Raw genomic sequence first — 19,147 nt, forward strand, 5'->3', positions numbered from 1 at the left:
TCATGCGTGCGGCAGCAGAAAATCTGACCCCCGTTACTTTGGAGCTTGGTGGCTTAACACCAGTCATCATTGATCCCAGTGCAAAACTCAATGATGCAGCGGCCTCTATCGTTTACGGCAAACTACTCAATGGTGGACAAACCTGCATTGCCCCAGACTACATGTGGATTGAGGCAAGCTCTCAAGCATCTTTTATTCAAGAATGCAGCCCAAGCTCAGTTTCGTAATCCTGAAGAATGAACTGGTCCTATTGATGAAAGACAATTGGAATACTGGCATCACTGAGTGAGTGATGCATTAGATCGCGGCGCTAAAGCAATTCCCTTGCTAAGCAATCGAGGCGCTGGTGCAAGACCATTTGAGCCAATTGCTCTCATTAACGTTTCGACAGAAGCGCGCGTGCTCCATGAAGAAATTTGTGATCCTATTTTGCCGATCGTGAATATCGCCAACACTGCGGAGACAATTACATATATCAATAGCAAGCCACATCCTTTGGCTCTCTTTTGGTTTGGTAAAGATAAAATGAATATGCAACGTGTTTTAAATGAAATACGTCTCCGGAGACGTAACGATTAATGACACACTCCTCCAGGTCGCTATCGAAGACTTACCCTTTGACACTTTCAGTCATCAGAAATCAATCCTGGAAGTGCGTGGCTTGTTGGGCTTCAACCTATTCAAGGGCACAAAAATGGCGCGCCCTCCCTACGGCCAAATGACTGAGTGGCTTTTTCGCTATTCGAAGTAAGACAAATCATTTCGCACTAAGCAAACAGAAGTCGCATCGCGAATCCGATAAATAGTATTCCAGCCAATAACCACAATACTGCCGTGAGGCGTGGCTGATTTTGGAAGAATTGAAAGCAGCATTGCCCCACAGCTATTAAACACGCCAAATACGTCATGCTTAGCATTTGCAAGACCACTGCTAGATAGATGAAAGCATATGTCGGACTGGCAAATTCAGGCTGAATGAACTGCGAGAAAAATGCAATAAAGAAAAAGATGGCCTTGGGGTTTGTTAGCGACAGAGTTAGCGCAGCAAGTAAGGGATGTAAACGCATCATGATGCGCATCTGCAGATCACTGTGTGTAGCTGCAGACTCCTTAAGTTTCCAGCGTTGCAACCCATTCCGAACCAAACCTACCCCCATCCATCCCAAATAGAGTGCGCCCAAGGCACGCACCACAATAAAAATGAATGGGGATGAAAGCAAGAGTGTGGCTGCACCCAATGCCACTGCCATCATCAAAATGGAATCACCAATAAAAATACCCAAAGCACCCCATGCTCCAAAACGCCACCCCTTCTGTATGGCAATTGTTAGTACATACAGTGAGTTAGGTCCTGGCAATAAGATGATGAAAATCGTTCCCAATAAATAACTTGGAAAACCAATAATTCCCGCGCTAGTAGGCGATAAGAGACTGAATGAGAGCCATTCCATCTCGATATCATAATTTATTCGGGAAAACCCTTGCAATCGAGTGCTCAAACTGTCATAATAGAAAGCTTTTAAAGCAATTGGATTCATCGCCCCCCAGCTCTATTTCAGCGTACCGTTTAGAAGTCATAAACACAGAAGTAAAAAAACGCGCTGCCGCTTGTCTGATGGTCGATGCCTTTGACCATCGCGTCCTATAAAAAACACGGGATGCAACATACGGAGACATCCCTTTAAGGGGATGTGTAATAGCATGACTTTTTCTAAAGAAACTAAACACGCGTCAAAAGACGCAAGTCGCGACTCAAAGAGCGCTGGACATGAATTCCAGAACTTTGCCCTAGCGGCATCACTCCTTAAAAACGTTGCTGAATTGGGTTTTACCCAAGCCACTTCCATACAAGCTCAGGTTATTCCTGCAGCTTTAGCTGGTGCTGACTTATTAGTCAGCAGCCAAACTGGTAGCGGTAAAACCGCAGCCTTTTTATTGCCGTTGATTAATCAACTCATTGAAGACAACCCGCATAACTCGCCTGTACCAGGACGTGCACAACCGAAAGTGTTAGTACTCTGCCCTACTCGTGAATTAGCGCAACAGGTTGCAGCTGATGCTGTGAACTTAGTACGCGGCATGAAAGGAATTCGTATTGCAACTGTGATGGGTGGCATGCCTTATGGCAAGCAAATCCAAGCATTGAAAGGCGCATTGTTGGTTGTTGCCACACCAGGTCGCTTACTCGATCTATGCGATAGCAAAGCGATTCGCTTAGATGATGTAAAACAACTCGTAATTGATGAAGCCGATCGCATGCTCGACATGGGATTTGCTGATGATCTCGAGGCAATTGACAAACGTTGCGCTGGCCGTAAACAAACCTTGATGTTCTCTGCAACTTTTGCGCCGAAGATGATGTCTTTAGCAAACGAACTCACTACCGATGCCAAGCGTATCGCACTTGCCCATGCAGGCGAGAAGCACGCGAACATCGAACAGAAGTTGCATTGGGCGGACAGCATGTCACACAAGCATAAATTGCTAGAGCATATTTTGGCTGATGCTGATTTGGATCAAGCAGTGGTGTTTGCAAGCACTCAAGTTGAGAGCGAGAAGATCGCTGATACATTGCGTGCCGATGGCTATGAGGCAACTGCCTTACATGGTGCGATGCCTCAAGCTGTGCGGATGCGTCGTCTCGAGTCTTTACGCACAGGTCACACCAAGATTTTGGTCGCAACTGACATAGCGGCTCGCGGTATTGATGTACCACGTATCAGCCACGTCATTAACTTTGGCCTACCAATGAAACCGGAAGACTATACGCATCGTATAGGTCGTACAGGTCGCGCTGGTCGCAATGGCGTTGCTATCACTTTGGTTGAACACCGTGATCGTGCCAAGATCCGCAATATCGAGCGCTTTACGCAGCAAGATATCGCAGCCTCAGTCATCGCTGGTCTTGAGCCACAGGCCAAGAAGCCAAGCGTTGGTGGTGGCGGTGGTCGCCCAAGCGGCGGTTTTGGTGGTAACCGTTCAGGTGGTGGCGGTGGTCGTTATGGCTCAGGCGCACGTTCAGAGTCACGCTTTGGCGGTGGCGGTAATGCAGGTGGTAGTCGCTCAGGCGATTCCCGTCCTGCACGCTCTACTGACTCTCGTCCAAGTCGTCCTGCAGGTCCACGCTTTGCGAAACCTAAGTCTGGCCGGTCAACGTCGCAACTTTAGCGGCAGCTAAACATGATTCACCGTAATCGTCTCCGTTCTGCATGGAACCGAGTCGGTTCCGGTGAAATCCATCGAGCACCACGCGAGTGCCAAACTTGGCTTGGCGATATTGGTTCCATTACCCAAAAAATTGAACAGACAAGCGGGCAAACGTTAGAAGTTCAAGTCTTGCGTGACTGCCCACCATCCTTAAATAGGCATGATTCCTACCGCTAGAGCTAGCAGTAGGAATCATCATGCCATATTGCGCCTAGGTACCAAACCCTTGGGTGCTGTTTTGTTCAGTAAAACCCGTAAGCACTCGAAGTCAAAGCCGTCAGGGGAGATTGCTCGTCTTGATAAGAGTAGTGAGCTATGGAAAAAATACTCCAAGCATTTTGCTAAATTGAACTCACCTTTGTGGGCTCGACGCACCCTTTATCGCTTAAAGGGTCATCCTATTTTGGTCAACGAAATATTCTTACCTGCTTTACTAGAAGCAGCAAAGCATTAACTGATTAACTATTTTTTAAATTGATAACCAAGCTAAAGCTGACTTAATCAGAGCTTCATCACCTGGCTCACTCGTAAAGACTTCACCAAACCCAATCAATTCAGCTGCATCCGAAATATTGTGATGTAGACATAAGGCACTAGCGGCACTCAGATTTTGAGTAAATTGATCACGGATGACTTCGCCAAGATAACGAACTGCCTCGGATGAAGTTAGCAACCAAAGTGAATTTCTAAACTCTATCTCCCAAATGGCTTGCCAAGCTGGGTTCTCGATATCAAGTGGCACTCGACTATAAGTGGAGATTGGCTCTACGGTAGCTCCTGCTTTCTTTAAGATTTCTGCAAGCCAATCACGACCATCTTCGCCTTTAAAAATAACGATTTTTTTATTTCTCCAATCACTATTAAGGGCTTGAAGCTCATTCCATAAGCCCTCCGAATCCCACTGTTCATTATTTTTTGGAATGATGATGGGGGTGGGTAGCTCTTCTTCACCAATGCCATGATTCTTGAGTGCTAAACGACTGCTGCCACCCATCACCCCAATCGGAATAACCCTCTTCGCAACCTCTTGCCAATCTCGCTCGAATAAACGCATCACACTTTCAATGGCGTTTGGACTTACGAAAATTGCTAGATCTGCATTACTCAAAGCGGATTGAATGTGGATCGCTAAATGTTCATCAGATTTAGGAGTAATGGTTAGCAAGGGTAAAGAGATAATCTCGAGGAGACTCCTCTTACTGACACCACTGTCCTCAATAGCACGGGTGAGCATCTCAATTAATTGACGCGCTTGGCCACTTGGCCTTGTGACGACGATGGTTTTAGTACTCATCGCTAGAATGAATTTTATTTAGAAAAATTTGGTATCAACTCAGCCGCCCCTTGCGCCAGCAGGTCCTGCGAAACGGCTAGTCCTAAGGCCTCTGCATCTGCTATGGAAGTGACCGGAGCACTTCCTTGGGCTAGGCACATCTGCTTACCATCGGTACTGGCTACAAAAGAGCGGATCTTCATGTAGTTTTGCTCCCAAGTCGCATGGGCTGCTAGGGGCACTTCACAAGAGCCCACTAATTGACGAGACACCATCCGCTCGGCTGATACGGCTAAAAGGGTTGGTAAATCATTTAAGGGAGTCAGCCAGGCTTGGATGTGAGGGTGTGTACTTAAGGTCTCAATACCCAGGGCACCTTGCCCTGGTGCAGGGGTGTAAGGATCGTACGGTAGGTAGGCGCGGATCCGGGACTCAAGGCCCAAGCGCTTGAGTCCCGCGGCAGCCAAAATAATGGCTTGGTACTCACCTTTATCTAGCTTACCGATGCGGGTATCTAAATTACCCCGTAAGGGTTCGATGCTCAGATGGGGGAAGTGGGCACGCAGCACGGACTCACGGCGCAGACTGGAAGTGCCCACCACAGCTCCTGGCGGTAGCGCTTCTAAGCTAGCGCAATCATTGGAGACAAACACATCTCTGGCATCTTCCCTAGCCATCACGCAAGTCAGATCAAAACCTGCTGGCATGACCATCGGGACATCTTTTAAGGAGTGCACTGCCAAGTGGGCTCGGCCATCTGCTAAGGCGGTCTCTAGTTCTTTCACAAACAGGCCTTTGCCACCGACTTTAGAGAGGGCTGTATCCAAAATCTGGTCCCCCCGAGTGGTCATCCCCAAAATCTGGACATTACACTCGAGATAGAGCTTTTGCAGGCAGGCTTGGAGATACTGGGCCTGCCACATGGCTAGGCGACTCTTGCGGGACGCAATCACCAGGCTCTTTGGCGCAGCTAGCGTGGTTGATAAGGGAGAAGAATGTAGGGGTTGGGGCATAACATTTAAAATACTCAAAGACCTACACCAATATACTGTGTTTATGCGCTCATCAAATAATTCCTTAGCCAACAAAGCCCAAGCATGGTCGGCCCGCTTTGCCGAACCTGTCGACGAACTTGTTCAGCGTTATACCGCCTCTATTGATTTTGATCAACGCTTTGCATTGGTTGATATTGCAGGATCTCTGGCTCACGCCCAAATGCTGGCAGATCAAGAGATCATCAGCAATCGAGATTTGGCTGATATTCAAAAGGGTATGGCCCAAATTCAGAGTGAAATCGAGTCTGGACAATTTAATTGGCAATTAGCTCTCGAGGATGTGCACCTCAATATTGAAGCTCGTCTTACAGAGTTAGTAGGAGACGCTGGCAAACGTTTACACACTGGCCGCTCACGTAACGATCAGGTTGCTACTGATTTACGTCTTTGGTTACGTGGAAACGTAGATGATATTGCAACTACTCTCAAATCGTTACGGGTTGCATTATTAGATTTAGCAGAGAAGCATGCATCAACGATCATGCCAGGTCACACGCATTTGCAAGTTGCTCAACCCATTACCTTTGGCCATCATTCAATGGCCTACTATGAAATGTTTAGCCGTGATGCGAGCCGCTTAGCAGATTTGCGTGCGCGTTTTAATCGCCTGCCCTTAGGTGCAGCAGCGCTGGCAGGAACAACCTACCCCATTGATCGCGAGCAAGTTGCCAAGATCTTAGGTTTTGATGGCATTTGCAATAACTCTTTAGATGCAGTATCTGATAGAGACTTTGCTATTGAATTCTGTGCATTTGCTTCGATCCTGATGATGCACGTATCTCGCCTGTCAGAAGAGCTCATTCTGTGGCTCAGCCCCCGCTTTGGTTTTATCGATCTACCGGATCGCCTCTGTACCGGCAGCTCCATCATGCCGCAGAAAAAAAATCCAGATGTTCCAGAGCTTGCTAGGGGTAAAACTGGACGCGTTTATGGCGATTTGATTTCTTTATTGACTTTAATGAAGGGGCAACCTCTTGCTTACAATAAAGATAACCAAGAAGACAAAGAGCCTTTGTTTGATGCAGTAGATACTGTACAAGATACCTTGCGCATCTTTGCTGACATGGTGCCCCATATTGAAGTCCAAGCGGAGGTAATGAAAAAAGCCGCTGAAGACGGTTTTGCAACAGCTACAGACTTGGCTGACTACCTAGTGAAAAAAGGTTTGGCTTTCCGCGACGCACATGAAGCGGTAGCTCACGCAGTAAAAGCCTGCGTTGGCAGAAACTGCATGCTGACCGATCTGAGTCTTTCCGAATTACGCTTTGCATGCGGCTTAGATAATCGCCCTGAACTGATTAACGATGATGTATTTGCCCTACTCACCATTGATGGCGCAGTACAGTCCCGACAACATGCTGGTGGAACCGCTCCGGCACAAGTGCTAGCTGCTATCAAACGAGGTCGGGCAGATCTCTGAGGCCATGCGGTTTTGATCCAAACTCTCTACAGGCATTGATCGAGTAAACCAACTCCTGGGTAAGGCAGCCAGCATGATGATTTTGCTGTCTTGCGTAGTTTCTGCAGCAAATGCGCTCTTGCGCTACGGATTAGATGTTAGTAACAACTGGCCTTTAGAGCTTCAGTGGTATCTATTTGCAGCTGCCGTGATGCTTGGGGCCTCATACACCCTAAAACGTAATGAACATGTACGCGTCGATTTAATTTACTCACATCTTTCCGATCGCGGACGTTTATGGGTTGATTGATTTGGGCTGTCGTTCTTTTTAATGCCAGCATGCCTCCTATTTGCGTGGCTCTCATAGTCGACTCTGCTTTCCCCATCTTGGTTAGTCATGGAGTACTCACTAAACGCTGGCGGCTTAGCCCGCTATCCAATTAAGTTGATGGTGCCCTTCGGGTTCATGATGCTGAGTCTGCAAGGTCTTTCAGAAATCATCAAGCGTATCGGCGCGCTTAGAGGTGAAGTCACTTTACCTGCCGAAGACCTTCATTACGAAAAGCCGATGGAATGACTCCATTGGAGTGGATGCCTCCTCTGATGTTTGGTGGACTGATCATCTTTATGTTGATTGGTTTTCCGGTGGCATTCTCTTTAATGGCAACTGGATTATTTTTTGCGGCAATTGCGATCAGTGAGGGATTCTTGGGGGTCGCCTTCTTACAAGCCATTTTCTCGGGGCTATCACTGGCACAGTGGCTGCCCAGGTAATTGCTATGGCGATGATTTCATTACCAGTCATGTGATGATGCGTTACGGCTATAACATGCGCTATGCCACAGGGGTATTAGCAGCATCTGGCACTATCACCCAATTGATCCCGCCTTCTCTAGTTTTAATCGTTCTAGCAGATCAACTCAAGACGCAAAAAGTGGAAGCGCTGATGTGGGCAGTATGTATCTAGGTGCTTGGGGGCCTTCTCTTTTACAAATTGCCTTGCTTGCTCTGTATACTTACCCCCAGTGCCTGCTAGTGAACTCACGCTAAAAGGTTGGATGCTTTGGAAAAAATGTTTACTAGGCATTATTCCTTCTGCAGTACTGAGTTTCTGGGTACTCGGCACTATCATGAACGGCATCGCTACCCCTACTGAATCTGGTGCTATGGGCGCATTACTGCGATGGTGGTTTTCATCCTGATTGGATCAACTTGTTTCTCAGTTGTATTTCAAGGGGTGGATGGCGGTTTCTGGGTTGAAGAATTATTTTCCAATCTGCCGGGTGGTTGGATTGGCTTTTTGATTGTTGTGAACCTGTTTGTTTTCTTTTTGACCTTCTTTTTAGACTTTTTTGAGATCACCTGTATCGTGATGCCTATTCTGGCATCAGTTGCAGTGCAATTACTCTCACCCATACTGCTAGATTCGATGAATGGCAATCCTCAAGCAGCTGCGAGTGCTGCCATAGTTTGGGTGTGATGCTCTGCGTCAATATGCAAACTTCATTTATGCATCCGCCATGTGGATTTGCCCTTTTTTATCTCCGAGGCGTAGCGCCTAAGGAAGTCAAAAGTAGCATATCTACTGGGGAGCATTACCTTGGGTTGCACTGCAATTCGTGATAGTGACTATATTCTTGGATAAACCAGCTGCGATAGCAGAGAGTCACGATTTCCATCCTAAAAGGGCATAGGATGGAAAACCGAAGTCATCCTCAAATCTTCTAGATGAAGATGCTCCAGTTACTTTTCACTTAGAAAAGTCGACTACGAAATAATCGCATTATCAAGTTGTCGGCTATAAAGTGATGTCGCGCTCTTGTCTCACGCAATCAACATAGTACTCACTACGGCCAGCGATATCTGCTTTTACTAAGCCATGAATATCCGTTTCGAATCCAGGAAACTTTTCATTGAAATCTCTTGCAAAGTAGAGATAGTCAACAATGCGTTTATCGAATCGCTCCCCAGGGATCAATAAAGGGATGCCCGGAGGGTACGGCGTTACTAACATTGCCGTTACGCGTCCCTCTAGTCGATCTAAAGGTACGCGATCCACTTGCTTATGCGCCATCTTTGCCCACGCCTTAGATGGCATTATGGCCGGAACCATATCAGAGGTATACATCTCCGTAGTCATGCGTGCCACATCACGGCTCTTATAAAACTCGTGAATTTGCTGACAAATATCTTTAAGGCCTACACGCTCGTATCTAGGATGCTTGGCCACAAACTCTGGAAGCACTTTCCACAATGGAGAATTCTTATCAAAGTGGTCTTTGAATTGTTGTAGCTCAGTAACCAAAGTATTCCAGCGACCTTTAGTAATGCCAATCGTGAACATAATGAAGAAAGAATACAAACCGCACTTCTCTACGATAACCCCATGCTCAGCAAGATACTTGGTGACAATGCTGGCCGGAATACCCATAGAACCAAAATTGCCCTCAATATCCAAACCTGGTGTCACTACGGTTGCCTTAATGGGGTCAAGCATGTTGAAATCTTTAGCCAGCTTGCCAAAATCATGCCAAGAAGCTGATGACTCTAAGATCCAATCGGAACGTTCACCAATACCCTCTGCAGCTAAGTGATCGGGACCCCAAACCTTAAACCACCAGTCAGCTCCAAATTTATCATCCACTTCGCGCATGGCACGGCGGAAGTCCATTGCTTCAGCAATGGACTCCTCGACCAAGGTAGTGCCACCAGGAGACTCCATCACAGCCGCTGAAACATCGCACGAGGCAATAATGGCGTATTGAGGACTCGTTGAGGTATGCATAAGATAAGCTTCATTGAAGCAAGCACGATCTAACTTTGTATCTTCAGCATCTTGAACCAAGACTTGCGATGCTTGTGATAAGCCTGCCAGCAATTTATGGGTTGACTGAGTTGCAAACATCAAACTCTTTTTAGAGCGTTTACGATCTGAGCCAATTGCATGCATGTCCTTATAAAAAGGATGGAATGCAGCGTGTGGCAACCACGCCTCATCAAAATGCAAAGAGTCCACTTTACCGTCCAGCATCTCTTTAATCATCTCCACGTTATAGACAATACCATCATAAGTGCTTTGGGTTAAAGTCATGACGCGCGGTACAACGTTTTTATCTTTTATGAATGGATTGGCATCAATCTTTTTCTGAATATTTTTCCACTCAAACTCTTCTTTCGGAATGGGGCCAATAATTCCCAAGTGATTACGGGTCGGCATCAAGAAAATGGGAATCGCGCCCATCATGGTGATGGAATGAATAATCGATTTATGGCAATTGCGATCCACAAGCACTACATCACCTGGCGCAACCGTCGAGTGCCAAACAATTTTGTTTGAAGTGGAAGTACCGTTTGTGACAAAGAACAAATGATCGGCATTAAAAATTCGTGCAGCATTGCGCTCACTCTGCAGTACTGGACCAGTATGGTCCAAGAGTTGACCCAACTCTTCCACAGCATTACAAACGTCTGCGCGAAGCATATTTTCACCAAAGAACTGGTGAAACATACGTCCAACAGGACTCTTTAAGAAAGCCACGCCACCAGAGTGACCAGGACAATGCCAAGAGTAAGAACCTTCAGAAGCGTAATTAGTGAGTGCACGGAAAAATGGTGGCGCTAAAGAAGCTAAATACACCTTGGCTTCGCGAATAATGTGGCGCGCTACAAACTCAGGAGTATCTTCATTCATGTGAATGAAGCCGTGTAATTCACGCAGAATATCGTTTGGCATATGTCGAGATGTTCGAGTCTCGCCATACAAGAAAATAGGAATATCCTCATTGCGCTTACGTACTTCGGTAATGAAGGCGCGTAAATTATTTAACGCAGGCAGATCATGATCTTCAGCATCAGCATCAAACTCTTCATCATCAATTGAAACGATAAAAGTAGATGCGCGGGATGCTTGCTGAGCAAAGGATGTGAGATCGCCATAGCTAGTTAAGCCAATGACTTCCATGCCTTCGTTTTCAATAGCCTCAGCTAGATCACGAATTCCGGACCCTGAAATATTTTCAGAGCGAAAGTCTTCATCAATAATGATGATTGGAAATCGAAATTTCATAAATACTCCCCTGCTAACTTATCCGATGAGTTCGGAGCCCACTTATCAAAATTGGTTAGATCGATGACTCGATCGCCGCCTGGTAATGCCGTGACTATATCGACAAATGTCGCATTTTACCGCACATCTTTAGGCAGGTAAACATGACGAGCATAGACCTGATTTGCCAAACTTTCATGATACCCAGTAAAGGTAATGAGTAAATGCCATTGCCGTTCAATCGCTGATTTACCTAAATACTCTTGTAGTGGGCTTGAATCATCGATGCTGTGCATGGGCCCGTCCAAGTCAAGGAAAACACAGGACTCTCTGAGCGATGCAAAGGCAGCTCAACTGAACGACGATCACATTCACTCTCAGCAATCAACCATAAACGCAGTTGCGCCTCGACAATATGTGAGCTGTGATCGTTGGCTACTCAAAATGTGAATGTTTGCACGCTAGTAGAAATTATTTTCTGGGCGCGGTATTCATCTAAATTAATCCATGCACGACGGCGATTAACCGGTACTTTACACACTGCCGCAATGGCTTAGGTCTTCGGCAGGGTAACACCCCGCTGACCTTGATACTTACCACCGCGATCTTTATACGACGTACCACACACTTCATCGCTCTCAAAAAATAGCACTTGCGCACACCCTTCGCCTGCATAAATCTTGGCAGGCAATGGCGTAGTGTTTGAGAACTCTAGAGTGACATAACCTTCCCACTCTGGCTCAAATGGCGTAACGTTCACGATGATGCCGCAACGCGCATAAGTACTCTTACCAACGCAAACTGTTAATACACTGCGCGGGATCTTGAAATACTCCACTGTTCTTGCTAGTGCGAACGAGTTCGGTGGAATGATACAAACATCACCTTTGAAATCGACGAATGATTGCTCATCGAAATTTTTCGGGTCAACGATGGTGCTATTGATATTGGTAAAAATTTTGAATTCGTCTGCGCAACGTATGTCATAGCCATAGCTTGAAGTGCCATAACTTACGATTTTGTTACCGGCAGCGTCTTGGCGAATTTGCCCAGGTTCAAATGGGCTGATCATGCCTTGCTCGCCCATACGGCAGATCCAGTGGTCAGATTTAATAGTCATGGGCGAATTGTAAAACCATCGCCTGTACCTGCCCATGCAATTATTAGGGGTTTTGGCTAAAAACGATCCTCTCCGGGGCGTTGTAGATTTCGAAGTGTTTTCCAGGGCAACGGGAAAGGATGGTGAGATTGGTCTTGAATGCCAACTCCAGCCCCATCAAGGTCACTCCCGAGTGTGTCAGAAGGAAATGGATTCCCATTTGAATCCCCTTAATCACCATCTCCGAGGTCAGGCGCCCGGTCGTAAAGAAAATCAAATCTTTACCTGGCGTATTGCCCAGCCACATCAAACCCGAGATAGAGTCCACAGCATTATGACGACCTACTCCTCAATGAAGTGGAGAAGCCGAGCTCCAGCCTCTCGATCACGCTCAAATCGTGTCTTGAGTTCGCATGGAGTCTATTAGAGTGACGATTGCCTCTTGGGATAGTGTCGGGCCCTCGGCCCTCAGGCAGCTGAATCTCCACCATTTCCTCGATCAAGCCACCAAACATTGTTCCTTGGCCACACAACCCGTAGTGACCACCCGTTTACTCGTCCAGACAGCAATATCGACCGTACTCTTGCGCGTTTTCACGGCAGCAGAGTCTGTTTCCCAGTCGACTTGAATGCTCTCAAAAATATCATCAGAGGGCTCAACTAGACGCTGATTTCTGAGATAACCGAGAACTAAAGCCTTAGGCGCACTTCCCAAGGTCATCAGCGTAACCACTTCGCGCTTGTCCAAGTAGATCGTTAATGGGCGTTCCCCAGGGATATTGGTAGTTTTAAGGCGCCCCAACTCATCCATGACCTCGACCTCGTGCACCAACAAAGGCGCTAAGGCACAAGACATCTGTATGGTCGGATTTACTGCCATACATACTCTCTAAGGACGGAATGTATTGAAGTTTATCGGTATTTATAAGGACTTCGCGGTGCATTACTTTAACCGCAGACTAAAATCACTGCATGAGCCCGCATCATTGAGGGCTAAACGCAATTTAACCTTCTTATTTAAGTCCGCATTACATGAGTAGTTCCCAACGCCGCCTTCTAGTTACTTCGGCCTTACCTTATGCCAATGGCCAGATCCATATTGGTCATTTGGTGGAATACATCCAGACTGATATTTGGGTCCGGTATCAAAGAATGCGCGGTCATGAAGTGCACTACGTCGGCGCAGATGACACGCATGGCACCCCGATCATGTTGCGGGCTGAAAATGAAGGACTTACTCCAAAAGAGCTCATTGCAAATGTTTGGAAAGAACATAAACGTGACTTCGATAATTTTTTAATTTCTTTTGATAATTACTACACCACTGATAGTCCCGAGAATAAAAAACTTTCTCAGGATATCTATCTCAAACTACGCGATGCAGGCTTAATTGAAAAGCGTGCGATCGAACAAGCCTACGATCCTGTAAAAGAAATGTTTCTACCGGATCGCCTCATTAAAGGAGAGTGTCCTAAGTGTGGCACCAAAGATCAATATGGTGACAACTGCGAAAAATGTGGCGCAACTTATTCTCCAACCGATCTTAAAAATCCTTTTTCAGTAGTGAGTGGGGCCACTCCGATCAAAAAAGTTTCAGATCATTATTTCTTCAAGCTCTCTGATCCCCGGTGCGAAGAATTCTTACGCGAGTGGACTCAAGTGAAAACCCCACTACAACCTGAAGCTCGCAATAAGATGAAAGAGTGGGTTGGGCAACCCGGAGAAAGCAAGCTGGGTGACTGGGATATTTCCCGTGATGCCCCGTATTTCGGCTTTGAGATACCTGATGCGCCTGGGAAGTACTTCTATGTCTGGCTCGATGCCCCAATTGGCTACTACGCTAGCTTCCTTCATTACTGTCAAGCCAAAGGCCTCAATTTCGATGAGTGGGTCAAGCCTGACACCACTACTGAGCAATACCATTTTATCGGCAAAGATATTCTGTATTTTCATACTTTATTCTGGCCTGCAACACTTCAATTCTCCGGATATCGCACTCCAACCAATGTCTTTGCGCATGGCTTCTTAACTGTTGATGATGAGAAGATGAGCAAATCGCGCGGCACTCTGATCTCAGCTAACAGCGTGATTGATTGCGGCTTTAATCCAGAATGGTTCCGCTATTACTTTGCAACCAAACTCAATAACAGCATGGAGGATTTAGATTTAAATCTTCAAGATTTTGTAGCGCGCGTCAATAGCGACTTATTGGGCAAGTACATCAACATCGCCAGTCGCAGTGCAGGCTTTTTGGTTAAGCGATTTGGTGGCATTGTTTCGGACGATGCAATGCGTGACCCACTCCTTAAAGAAATTGCTGCTTCAAGCGAAAAAATCACTTCACTATATGAGGCTCGCGAATTTGCTAAAGCATTGCGCACAGTGATGGAGCTAGCGGATAAGGTCAATGGCTTTGTTGATGAAAATAAACCCTGGGAAATTGCCAAGGATTCAGAACGTGAAGCAGACTTACAATGGGTGTGCAGTATTACCCTGGAAGCTTTTAGGATGCTGAGTCTTTATCTGAAACCGGTCATTCCTCAGGTCGCTAATGGCGTAGAAGAATTCCTATCGCTACCTCCTTTGAGCTGGGCCGATGTCACTTCACCGCTTTCCAGTAAGACCCCAATTAAACCCTATAAACATCTCATGACTCGAGTAGAAGCCCCGCAAATTGAGGCTTTGCTGGCAGCAAACTTGTAAAAAGTAGCTCAAAAAGCACCTATAATGAGGGTTGTAGTCCCTAGATAACTTTTCCGTATTATTTTCATAATTTATTGAGTATTTTAGGAAAAACTATGGCAAGATATCAATCTGAATTCACTCAGTTCTTAACTGAACTCAAAAATGAGAAACCCCATCTGGAGGCTGAACAGCAAGCCGGTCGAGCCCTCCTTTGGGATAAGGAACCATTGAGCGTTGAAGATCAATGCCGGGCAAAAGCCGCAAAACTCAAGCAACGCGCCTACGTCTATTCGAATGACTAATCCAGGCAATATCTTGGGAGCTGAGCCGAGCGGCCAGCCGCTCTCGGATTTGCTAGATAGCACTCCATCGGTTACCGATGGCATGTCAGCTGCATTCGCTAAGCTCTATGGCGAACCGCTTTTTAAGCTCCCTACCGATTTATATATTCCACCAGATGCACTAGAGGTATTTCTAGAGGCATTTGAAGGTCCTCTAGACCTGTTGTTATATTTGATCCGCAAACAAAACTTCAATGTTTTAGACATTCCGATGGCACAAGTGACTCAACAATACTTGAGCTATATCGATCAAATTCGTCATCACAATCTTGAGCTTGCTGCAGAGTATTTGCTGATGGCAGCCATGTTGATTAAAATTAAATCGCGCATGCTCCTGCCAATGAAGAAGGCAGATAGCGAAGAGGAAGTAGAAGATCCTCGTGCGGAGTTGGTACGTCGTCTTCGGGAATATGAGCGTATGAAGCTCGCTGCCCAAGAACTCGATCAAATTCCACAACAAGGACGCGATTTCCAGGTGGCACATGGTTACGTAGACACTACCATCGCCATTTCTTGGCCAGATGTCAGTGTCGAGGACCTGCAGCCAGCATGGCGCGATGTTCTCCACCGCGCTAAACTGACTCAGCATCACACTATCACCCGCGAAGAATTATCAGTGCGAGAGTTTATGACGCGCATCTTGCGTCGCTTGCAAAGCACTAAGTTTGTTGAATTCGGCGAGTTATTTGAAGATGCTATTAAGTCTGGCAAAGGAATTCCGGTAGTGATTGTGAACTTTATCGCCATGCTTGAACTCTCACGTGAAGCTTTGATTGAGATCACACAAGCAGAACCTTATGCACCTATTTACGTTCGCCTCGCCTACACGCCTATTGCATGAAAATTATTAGCGATATACAAGAGCTACGCGATCACTTGCGCGGTCAAAACCGCGCCTCCTTTGTGCCAACGATGGGTAACCTTCACGAAGGTTATCTCTCATTCATGCGGCTTGCAAAACAATATTGATAAGCTTGAAAAAGAAGGTGTGTATATCTTGTTTGCACCTACCGAACGAGATCTTTATCCTCAACCACAAGAGGATCGAGTGGATCCGCCACAGCAGTTTGGCGATATTCTTGAAGGTGAGTTCCGCCCTAGTTTCTTTAAAAGGGTCTGCACTGTTGTCTTAAAACTGTTTTCTTGCATACAACCTAAGGTTGCCGTGTTTGGCAAGAAAAATTATCAACAGTTGATGATTATTCGCCAGATGGCCAAACAGGTTGCGCTTCCAGTTGACATTGTCCCCGGTGAAACGATCCGCGCTAAAGACGGTCTTACTCTCTCTTCTCGCAATGGCTTCCTCTCTCAGCCGAGGACCGCGTGCTGAAGCACCAGAATTACAAAAAGCACTAAAAGAAGTTCGTGAGCGTGTGCTGCAGCTTAAGGATCGCAATAGCCAATCTATTTCAGAAATTGAAAAAGCTGCCGTTGCATCTCTAGCTAGTCGCGATTGGCAGCCTGATTACATCGCTATTCGCCAACAAAGCGACCTAGAGCGCCTGCGTCAAATGAGCGATTACATGCTGGCGAGCCCCCCTGGCTGGTCATTCTGACAGCAGCCAAAAGCTCGGTAAAACACGCTTGATTGATAATCGAGAGAGTTGATCTCTAGCCCCACCCTTAGAGGGTGAAGAATTGCCCTACCGCTAAGTTCAACTCTTTCGCTAATTCGGCACCAGGCACTTTACCCGCAGTGCCTTTAGCCTTGAGAACTTCAATTTGCCCACCATGACAGGCTACAAAGAAAGAATTGAGCGTAGCAGGAATATTATCACCCATGTTGTTGGCGCCTGCAGATACCCAATCCATCAATCCAGGAATTGGAGACAGAGTCACGAAGGTCTTGAAATTAGGGAATTCTGCATGCAACTGCTCAGCGACTCTCGCTTGATAAGAAAATTACCCATCGAGACACCACGAAGACCGGATTTGCAGTTGCTAATTGAGCAGAACACGGCAACTTTATATTGTGATGGCCGATCAACCGTCTCCGCTTTTTTGTCGACTAGGGGCGTAATGACCGTTGGGATCTCAGGCAGCAAAACCACCTCAACGAAGATTAATGGCTCACTTGGAAGATGTGTTGATCTTTTGCTAGCTTTTCGAGCATGCAATCTTTTCAAAAATGAAGAGCGACAAATACTGACGCTTTAAATGTATTACTCGAAACAGCCAAAATCAATTAAGCTAAACGAATAAACGTTAACCAAAGGTTAACTATTACCTTTAAAGCTTAGGTTTTATCAGAGGTTATTGCGACGCAACATACGGGCTTCAGCCGCTAAGGCCAAAATATTGGGAGTAAATTCGTTAGCTTTAAGGTGCAAGAGCCCGATGCGCTGGATCACCTGATACTTAGGTAATAAGGGGGTAAATTCAATAACATTCCCCATCAATGCCTTGACTCTGCCAGGCAACAATGAGCGCCCCAGTTCGCCAGACACCATTTTCATCAAAGAAAAGATATCTCCAACTTTCATCACCACATTTGGTTTGAAGCCAGCCAACTGAAAGGCCTCATAAAAACCCGAGGTAGTCGCAAATCCATCTTGAAGAGTTAAGAATTTCTCTCCCTTATAGTCAGATAAATCAATCTCCGCTTAAAGAGCGCTTAGCACTCTTTGATGAAGCCAAAAATAATTGATCCTCAAAAAGCGACACTACTTGCACCCCATCGGGAAGATCCTGCGATGGCACCGCGATGACTACTGCATCCACACTAGAGCAGCGAATTGCTAACTTTCGCAGCGTAACTTCGTCATTAAGCATGGGCAAATTATTGGCGCTTCGATTGATAAGACGTCATCAGGTAGATACCAAACACAATCATGGGTACACATAACCATTGCCCCATCGAGAGACCGAGGCCGAGAAGACCCAAAAAAGCATCTGGTTCACGCGCATACTCAGCAAGGAAGCGGCAAATACCGTAGCCCAGCAAGAAGAATCCGGATACTTGACCCACTCGTCTTGGCTTACCAGCATAAATCCAGATAGCAATCCCGAGCAATACACCCTCACCTAGCAATTGGTAAATCTGTGAGGGATGACGTGGTACTGAATCTACGAGCGGAAATACCATTGCCCAAGGAAGATCGGTAGGCCTACCCCACAACTCGCCACTAATAAAATTCCCTAGTCGGCCAAACGCCAAACCAAAGGGAACCAGTGGTGCAACTAAATCACTCACGACAAAAAATGTTGTTTTGCATTTTTTGGCAAACCAATAAAGCGCTACCAGAACCCCTAGCAAGCCGCCATGAAAAGACATGCCACCTTCCCAAATTTTAAAAATACTGAGGGGATGAGATAAGTAAAAGTCGGGCATATAAAACAAGGTGTAGCCTAAACGACCACCAATCACCACCCCTAATACGCCGGCAAAGAGCAGGTCTTCAAGATCTTTGTATGTCCAGCCTAATGCTTGATAACGCGGAGTCCGAATACGCAGTCGACCCAAAAGCAAAAATTGCACGAAGGCCATGAGATACATCAATCCATACCAATGAATTGCAAAGGATCCAATGCGACTCGCGGCAGGGTCAAACTGGGGATGAATCAACATAAATACTAACGTTTTGATTGGTCAAAATTATGCAACTCATGACCCAGTTCACGATAGGCTTTATAGCGATCTCGCCCGGCTAGACGCTCAGCCTCATTGATAGTAACTACCTCAACAATTCTGGGAAAGCGTGCCAATAGTGCAGAGACATCTGCTGGCATACGCATTCCTATATGGATCAAGATATCTGCGTGCGGGATATGATCGAAGGCTGATGAAGCAAAGTCATCAGTCAAAATAATTGGCGTCTCTGCAGCAGCCTCATCTTCTATAAAACAATGTGGGAAGAAGTCCGTAGCACTAAATGACCAAAGTAACTCGTTTAACTTTTGTAGATCAGCCTTCTCGCCCACCATCACAATGTTACGCACTGGTTCACCTTCAGGCGAAGTACTCCATATCTTGCGAGTGAGACGGCACACATACTCCAGCTTGTCGCTGACATTGCTATGAAAATCAATGCGAGCCATCTAAC

Annotated in this window: 21 protein-coding genes and 4 pseudogenes; 11 read left to right on the forward strand and 14 right to left on the reverse strand. The window is 46.3% G+C overall.

Features of this window, described 5'->3' with window-relative positions; all coding sequences use genetic code 11:
- Positions 1-2 precede the first annotated feature (2 nt).
- A complete protein-coding gene (locus tag DXE31_RS00275; protein WP_114697398.1) occupies positions 3-227 on the forward strand; it encodes an aldehyde dehydrogenase family protein in 225 nt (74 codons plus the stop codon).
- A gap of 58 nt (positions 228-285) precedes the next feature.
- A complete protein-coding gene (locus DXE31_RS00280; protein WP_114697399.1) occupies positions 286-579 on the forward strand; it encodes an aldehyde dehydrogenase family protein in 294 nt (97 codons plus the stop codon).
- Between the two features lie 188 nt (positions 580-767).
- Here the strand turns inward: DXE31_RS00280 and leuE are convergent, their stop codons facing one another.
- A complete protein-coding gene (gene leuE / locus DXE31_RS00285) occupies positions 768-1,451 on the reverse strand; it encodes a leucine efflux protein LeuE (protein ID WP_162785487.1) in 684 nt (227 codons plus the stop codon).
- A 250-nt stretch (positions 1,452-1,701) separates the two neighbouring features.
- Here leuE and DXE31_RS00290 point away from each other — a divergent pair, with 250 nt between their 5' ends.
- Positions 1,702-3,168 carry a DEAD/DEAH box helicase gene (locus DXE31_RS00290; protein WP_231969209.1) on the forward strand — a complete coding sequence of 489 codons (1,467 nt, stop codon included), beginning with the start codon at positions 1,702-1,704 and terminating at the stop codon, positions 3,166-3,168.
- Positions 3,169-3,367: 199 nt separating this feature from the next.
- Positions 3,368-3,661 (forward strand): chorismate--pyruvate lyase family protein, encoded by a 294-nt coding sequence (locus DXE31_RS09895; RefSeq protein ID WP_231969210.1) that lies wholly within the window; start codon positions 3,368-3,370, stop codon positions 3,659-3,661.
- A 15-nt stretch (positions 3,662-3,676) separates the two neighbouring features.
- Here DXE31_RS09895 and DXE31_RS00300 read toward each other — a convergent pair whose 3' ends face one another.
- Together DXE31_RS00300 and hemC are read right to left on the reverse strand one after the other, a co-directional pair.
- The gene (locus tag DXE31_RS00300) at positions 3,677-4,501 is read right to left on the reverse strand and encodes a uroporphyrinogen-III synthase (protein WP_114697401.1); all 825 of its coding nucleotides are present in this window, start codon (positions 4,499-4,501) and stop codon (positions 3,677-3,679) included.
- Positions 4,502-4,515: 14 nt separating this feature from the next.
- Complete coding sequence (gene hemC / locus DXE31_RS00305) at positions 4,516-5,493, reverse strand: hydroxymethylbilane synthase (RefSeq protein WP_114697402.1); 978 nt, start codon at positions 5,491-5,493, stop codon at positions 4,516-4,518.
- Between the two features lie 43 nt (positions 5,494-5,536).
- Between hemC and argH the strand changes: the two genes are divergently transcribed.
- The 3 genes and pseudogenes from argH to DXE31_RS11815 all read left to right on the forward strand — a co-directional run.
- Positions 5,537-6,955, forward strand: coding sequence for an argininosuccinate lyase (gene argH / locus DXE31_RS00310; RefSeq protein WP_114698607.1), 1,419 nt, complete (start codon positions 5,537-5,539; stop codon positions 6,953-6,955).
- 34 nt (positions 6,956-6,989) lie between these two features.
- Positions 6,990-7,511, forward strand: a pseudogene (locus DXE31_RS00315) (TRAP transporter small permease subunit).
- Positions 7,508-8,592 (forward strand): annotated as a pseudogene (locus DXE31_RS11815) (TRAP transporter large permease subunit); the annotation flags it as partial. The pseudogenes DXE31_RS00315 and DXE31_RS11815, both read left to right, overlap by 4 nt.
- 140 nt (positions 8,593-8,732) lie before the next feature.
- On the opposite strand, the gene DXE31_RS00325 reads toward DXE31_RS11815, so the two are convergent.
- The 5 genes and pseudogenes from DXE31_RS00325 to DXE31_RS12255 all read right to left on the reverse strand — a co-directional run bounded on the left by DXE31_RS00325 (position 8,733) and on the right by DXE31_RS12255 (position 12,958).
- Positions 8,733-11,000 (reverse strand): arginine/lysine/ornithine decarboxylase, encoded by a 2,268-nt coding sequence (locus DXE31_RS00325; protein WP_114697403.1) that lies wholly within the window; start codon positions 10,998-11,000, stop codon positions 8,733-8,735.
- Positions 11,001-11,116: 116 nt separating this feature from the next.
- On the reverse strand, positions 11,117-11,275 hold the full coding sequence (locus tag DXE31_RS00330; protein WP_114697404.1) for a hypothetical protein: 159 nt from the start codon (positions 11,273-11,275) through the stop codon (positions 11,117-11,119).
- Between the two features lie 257 nt (positions 11,276-11,532).
- Positions 11,533-12,099 (reverse strand): dCTP deaminase, encoded by a 567-nt coding sequence (gene dcd, locus DXE31_RS00335; RefSeq protein ID WP_114697405.1) that lies wholly within the window; start codon positions 12,097-12,099, stop codon positions 11,533-11,535.
- 43 nt (positions 12,100-12,142) lie between these two features.
- A pseudogene (locus DXE31_RS12250) lies at positions 12,143-12,412 on the reverse strand (formate dehydrogenase accessory sulfurtransferase FdhD); the annotation flags it as partial.
- Between the two features lie 165 nt (positions 12,413-12,577).
- Entirely contained in the window at positions 12,578-12,958 is a 381-nt protein-coding gene (locus DXE31_RS12255; RefSeq protein ID WP_331851966.1) for a formate dehydrogenase accessory sulfurtransferase FdhD, read from the reverse strand.
- Between the two features lie 152 nt (positions 12,959-13,110).
- Between DXE31_RS12255 and metG the strand changes: the two genes are divergently transcribed.
- The 4 genes and pseudogenes from metG to DXE31_RS00360 all read left to right on the forward strand — a co-directional run bounded on the left by metG (position 13,111) and on the right by DXE31_RS00360 (position 16,712).
- The gene (gene metG, locus DXE31_RS00345; RefSeq protein WP_114697406.1) at positions 13,111-14,781 is read left to right on the forward strand and encodes a methionine--tRNA ligase; all 1,671 of its coding nucleotides are present in this window, start codon (positions 13,111-13,113) and stop codon (positions 14,779-14,781) included.
- 95 nt (positions 14,782-14,876) lie between these two features.
- On the forward strand, positions 14,877-15,065 hold the full coding sequence (locus tag DXE31_RS00350) for a DUF3460 family protein (RefSeq protein ID WP_114697407.1): 189 nt from the start codon (positions 14,877-14,879) through the stop codon (positions 15,063-15,065).
- Complete coding sequence (locus tag DXE31_RS00355) at positions 15,058-15,945, forward strand: segregation and condensation protein A (protein WP_114697408.1); 888 nt, start codon at positions 15,058-15,060, stop codon at positions 15,943-15,945. Before DXE31_RS00350 ends, DXE31_RS00355 begins: the two co-directional genes overlap by 8 nt.
- Positions 15,942-16,712 (forward strand): annotated as a pseudogene (locus tag DXE31_RS00360) (4-phosphopantoate--beta-alanine ligase). Before DXE31_RS00355 ends, DXE31_RS00360 begins: the two are co-directional and overlap by 4 nt.
- Positions 16,713-16,727: 15 nt before the next feature.
- Here DXE31_RS00360 and DXE31_RS10730 read toward each other — a convergent pair.
- The 6 genes from DXE31_RS10730 to DXE31_RS00390 form a co-directional block, all read right to left on the reverse strand.
- The gene (locus DXE31_RS10730; protein WP_231969214.1) at positions 16,728-16,943 is read right to left on the reverse strand and encodes a hypothetical protein; all 216 of its coding nucleotides are present in this window, start codon (positions 16,941-16,943) and stop codon (positions 16,728-16,730) included.
- On the reverse strand, positions 16,940-17,155 hold the full coding sequence (locus tag DXE31_RS00370; RefSeq protein WP_231969518.1) for a malonyl-CoA decarboxylase domain-containing protein: 216 nt from the start codon (positions 17,153-17,155) through the stop codon (positions 16,940-16,942). Before DXE31_RS00370 ends, DXE31_RS10730 begins: the two co-directional genes overlap by 4 nt.
- A 195-nt stretch (positions 17,156-17,350) precedes the next feature.
- A complete protein-coding gene (locus tag DXE31_RS00375; RefSeq protein ID WP_114697409.1) occupies positions 17,351-17,701 on the reverse strand; it encodes a LysR substrate-binding domain-containing protein in 351 nt (116 codons plus the stop codon).
- Positions 17,697-17,876, reverse strand: a complete 180-nt coding sequence (locus DXE31_RS00380; protein ID WP_114697410.1) for a hypothetical protein — start codon at positions 17,874-17,876, stop codon at positions 17,697-17,699. The genes DXE31_RS00375 and DXE31_RS00380 overlap by 5 nt, the downstream gene beginning before the upstream one ends.
- A 7-nt stretch (positions 17,877-17,883) precedes the next feature.
- Positions 17,884-18,672 (reverse strand): prolipoprotein diacylglyceryl transferase, encoded by a 789-nt coding sequence (lgt, locus tag DXE31_RS00385; protein ID WP_114697411.1) that lies wholly within the window; start codon positions 18,670-18,672, stop codon positions 17,884-17,886.
- Between the two features lie 5 nt (positions 18,673-18,677).
- Positions 18,678-19,142 (reverse strand): DNA polymerase III subunit chi, encoded by a 465-nt coding sequence (locus DXE31_RS00390; protein ID WP_114697412.1) that lies wholly within the window; start codon positions 19,140-19,142, stop codon positions 18,678-18,680.
- Positions 19,143-19,147 lie beyond the last annotated feature (5 nt).

It is taken from the genome of Polynucleobacter necessarius (genome assembly GCF_900095185.1).
In the GTDB taxonomy this organism is placed as follows: domain Bacteria; phylum Pseudomonadota; class Gammaproteobacteria; order Burkholderiales; family Burkholderiaceae; genus Polynucleobacter.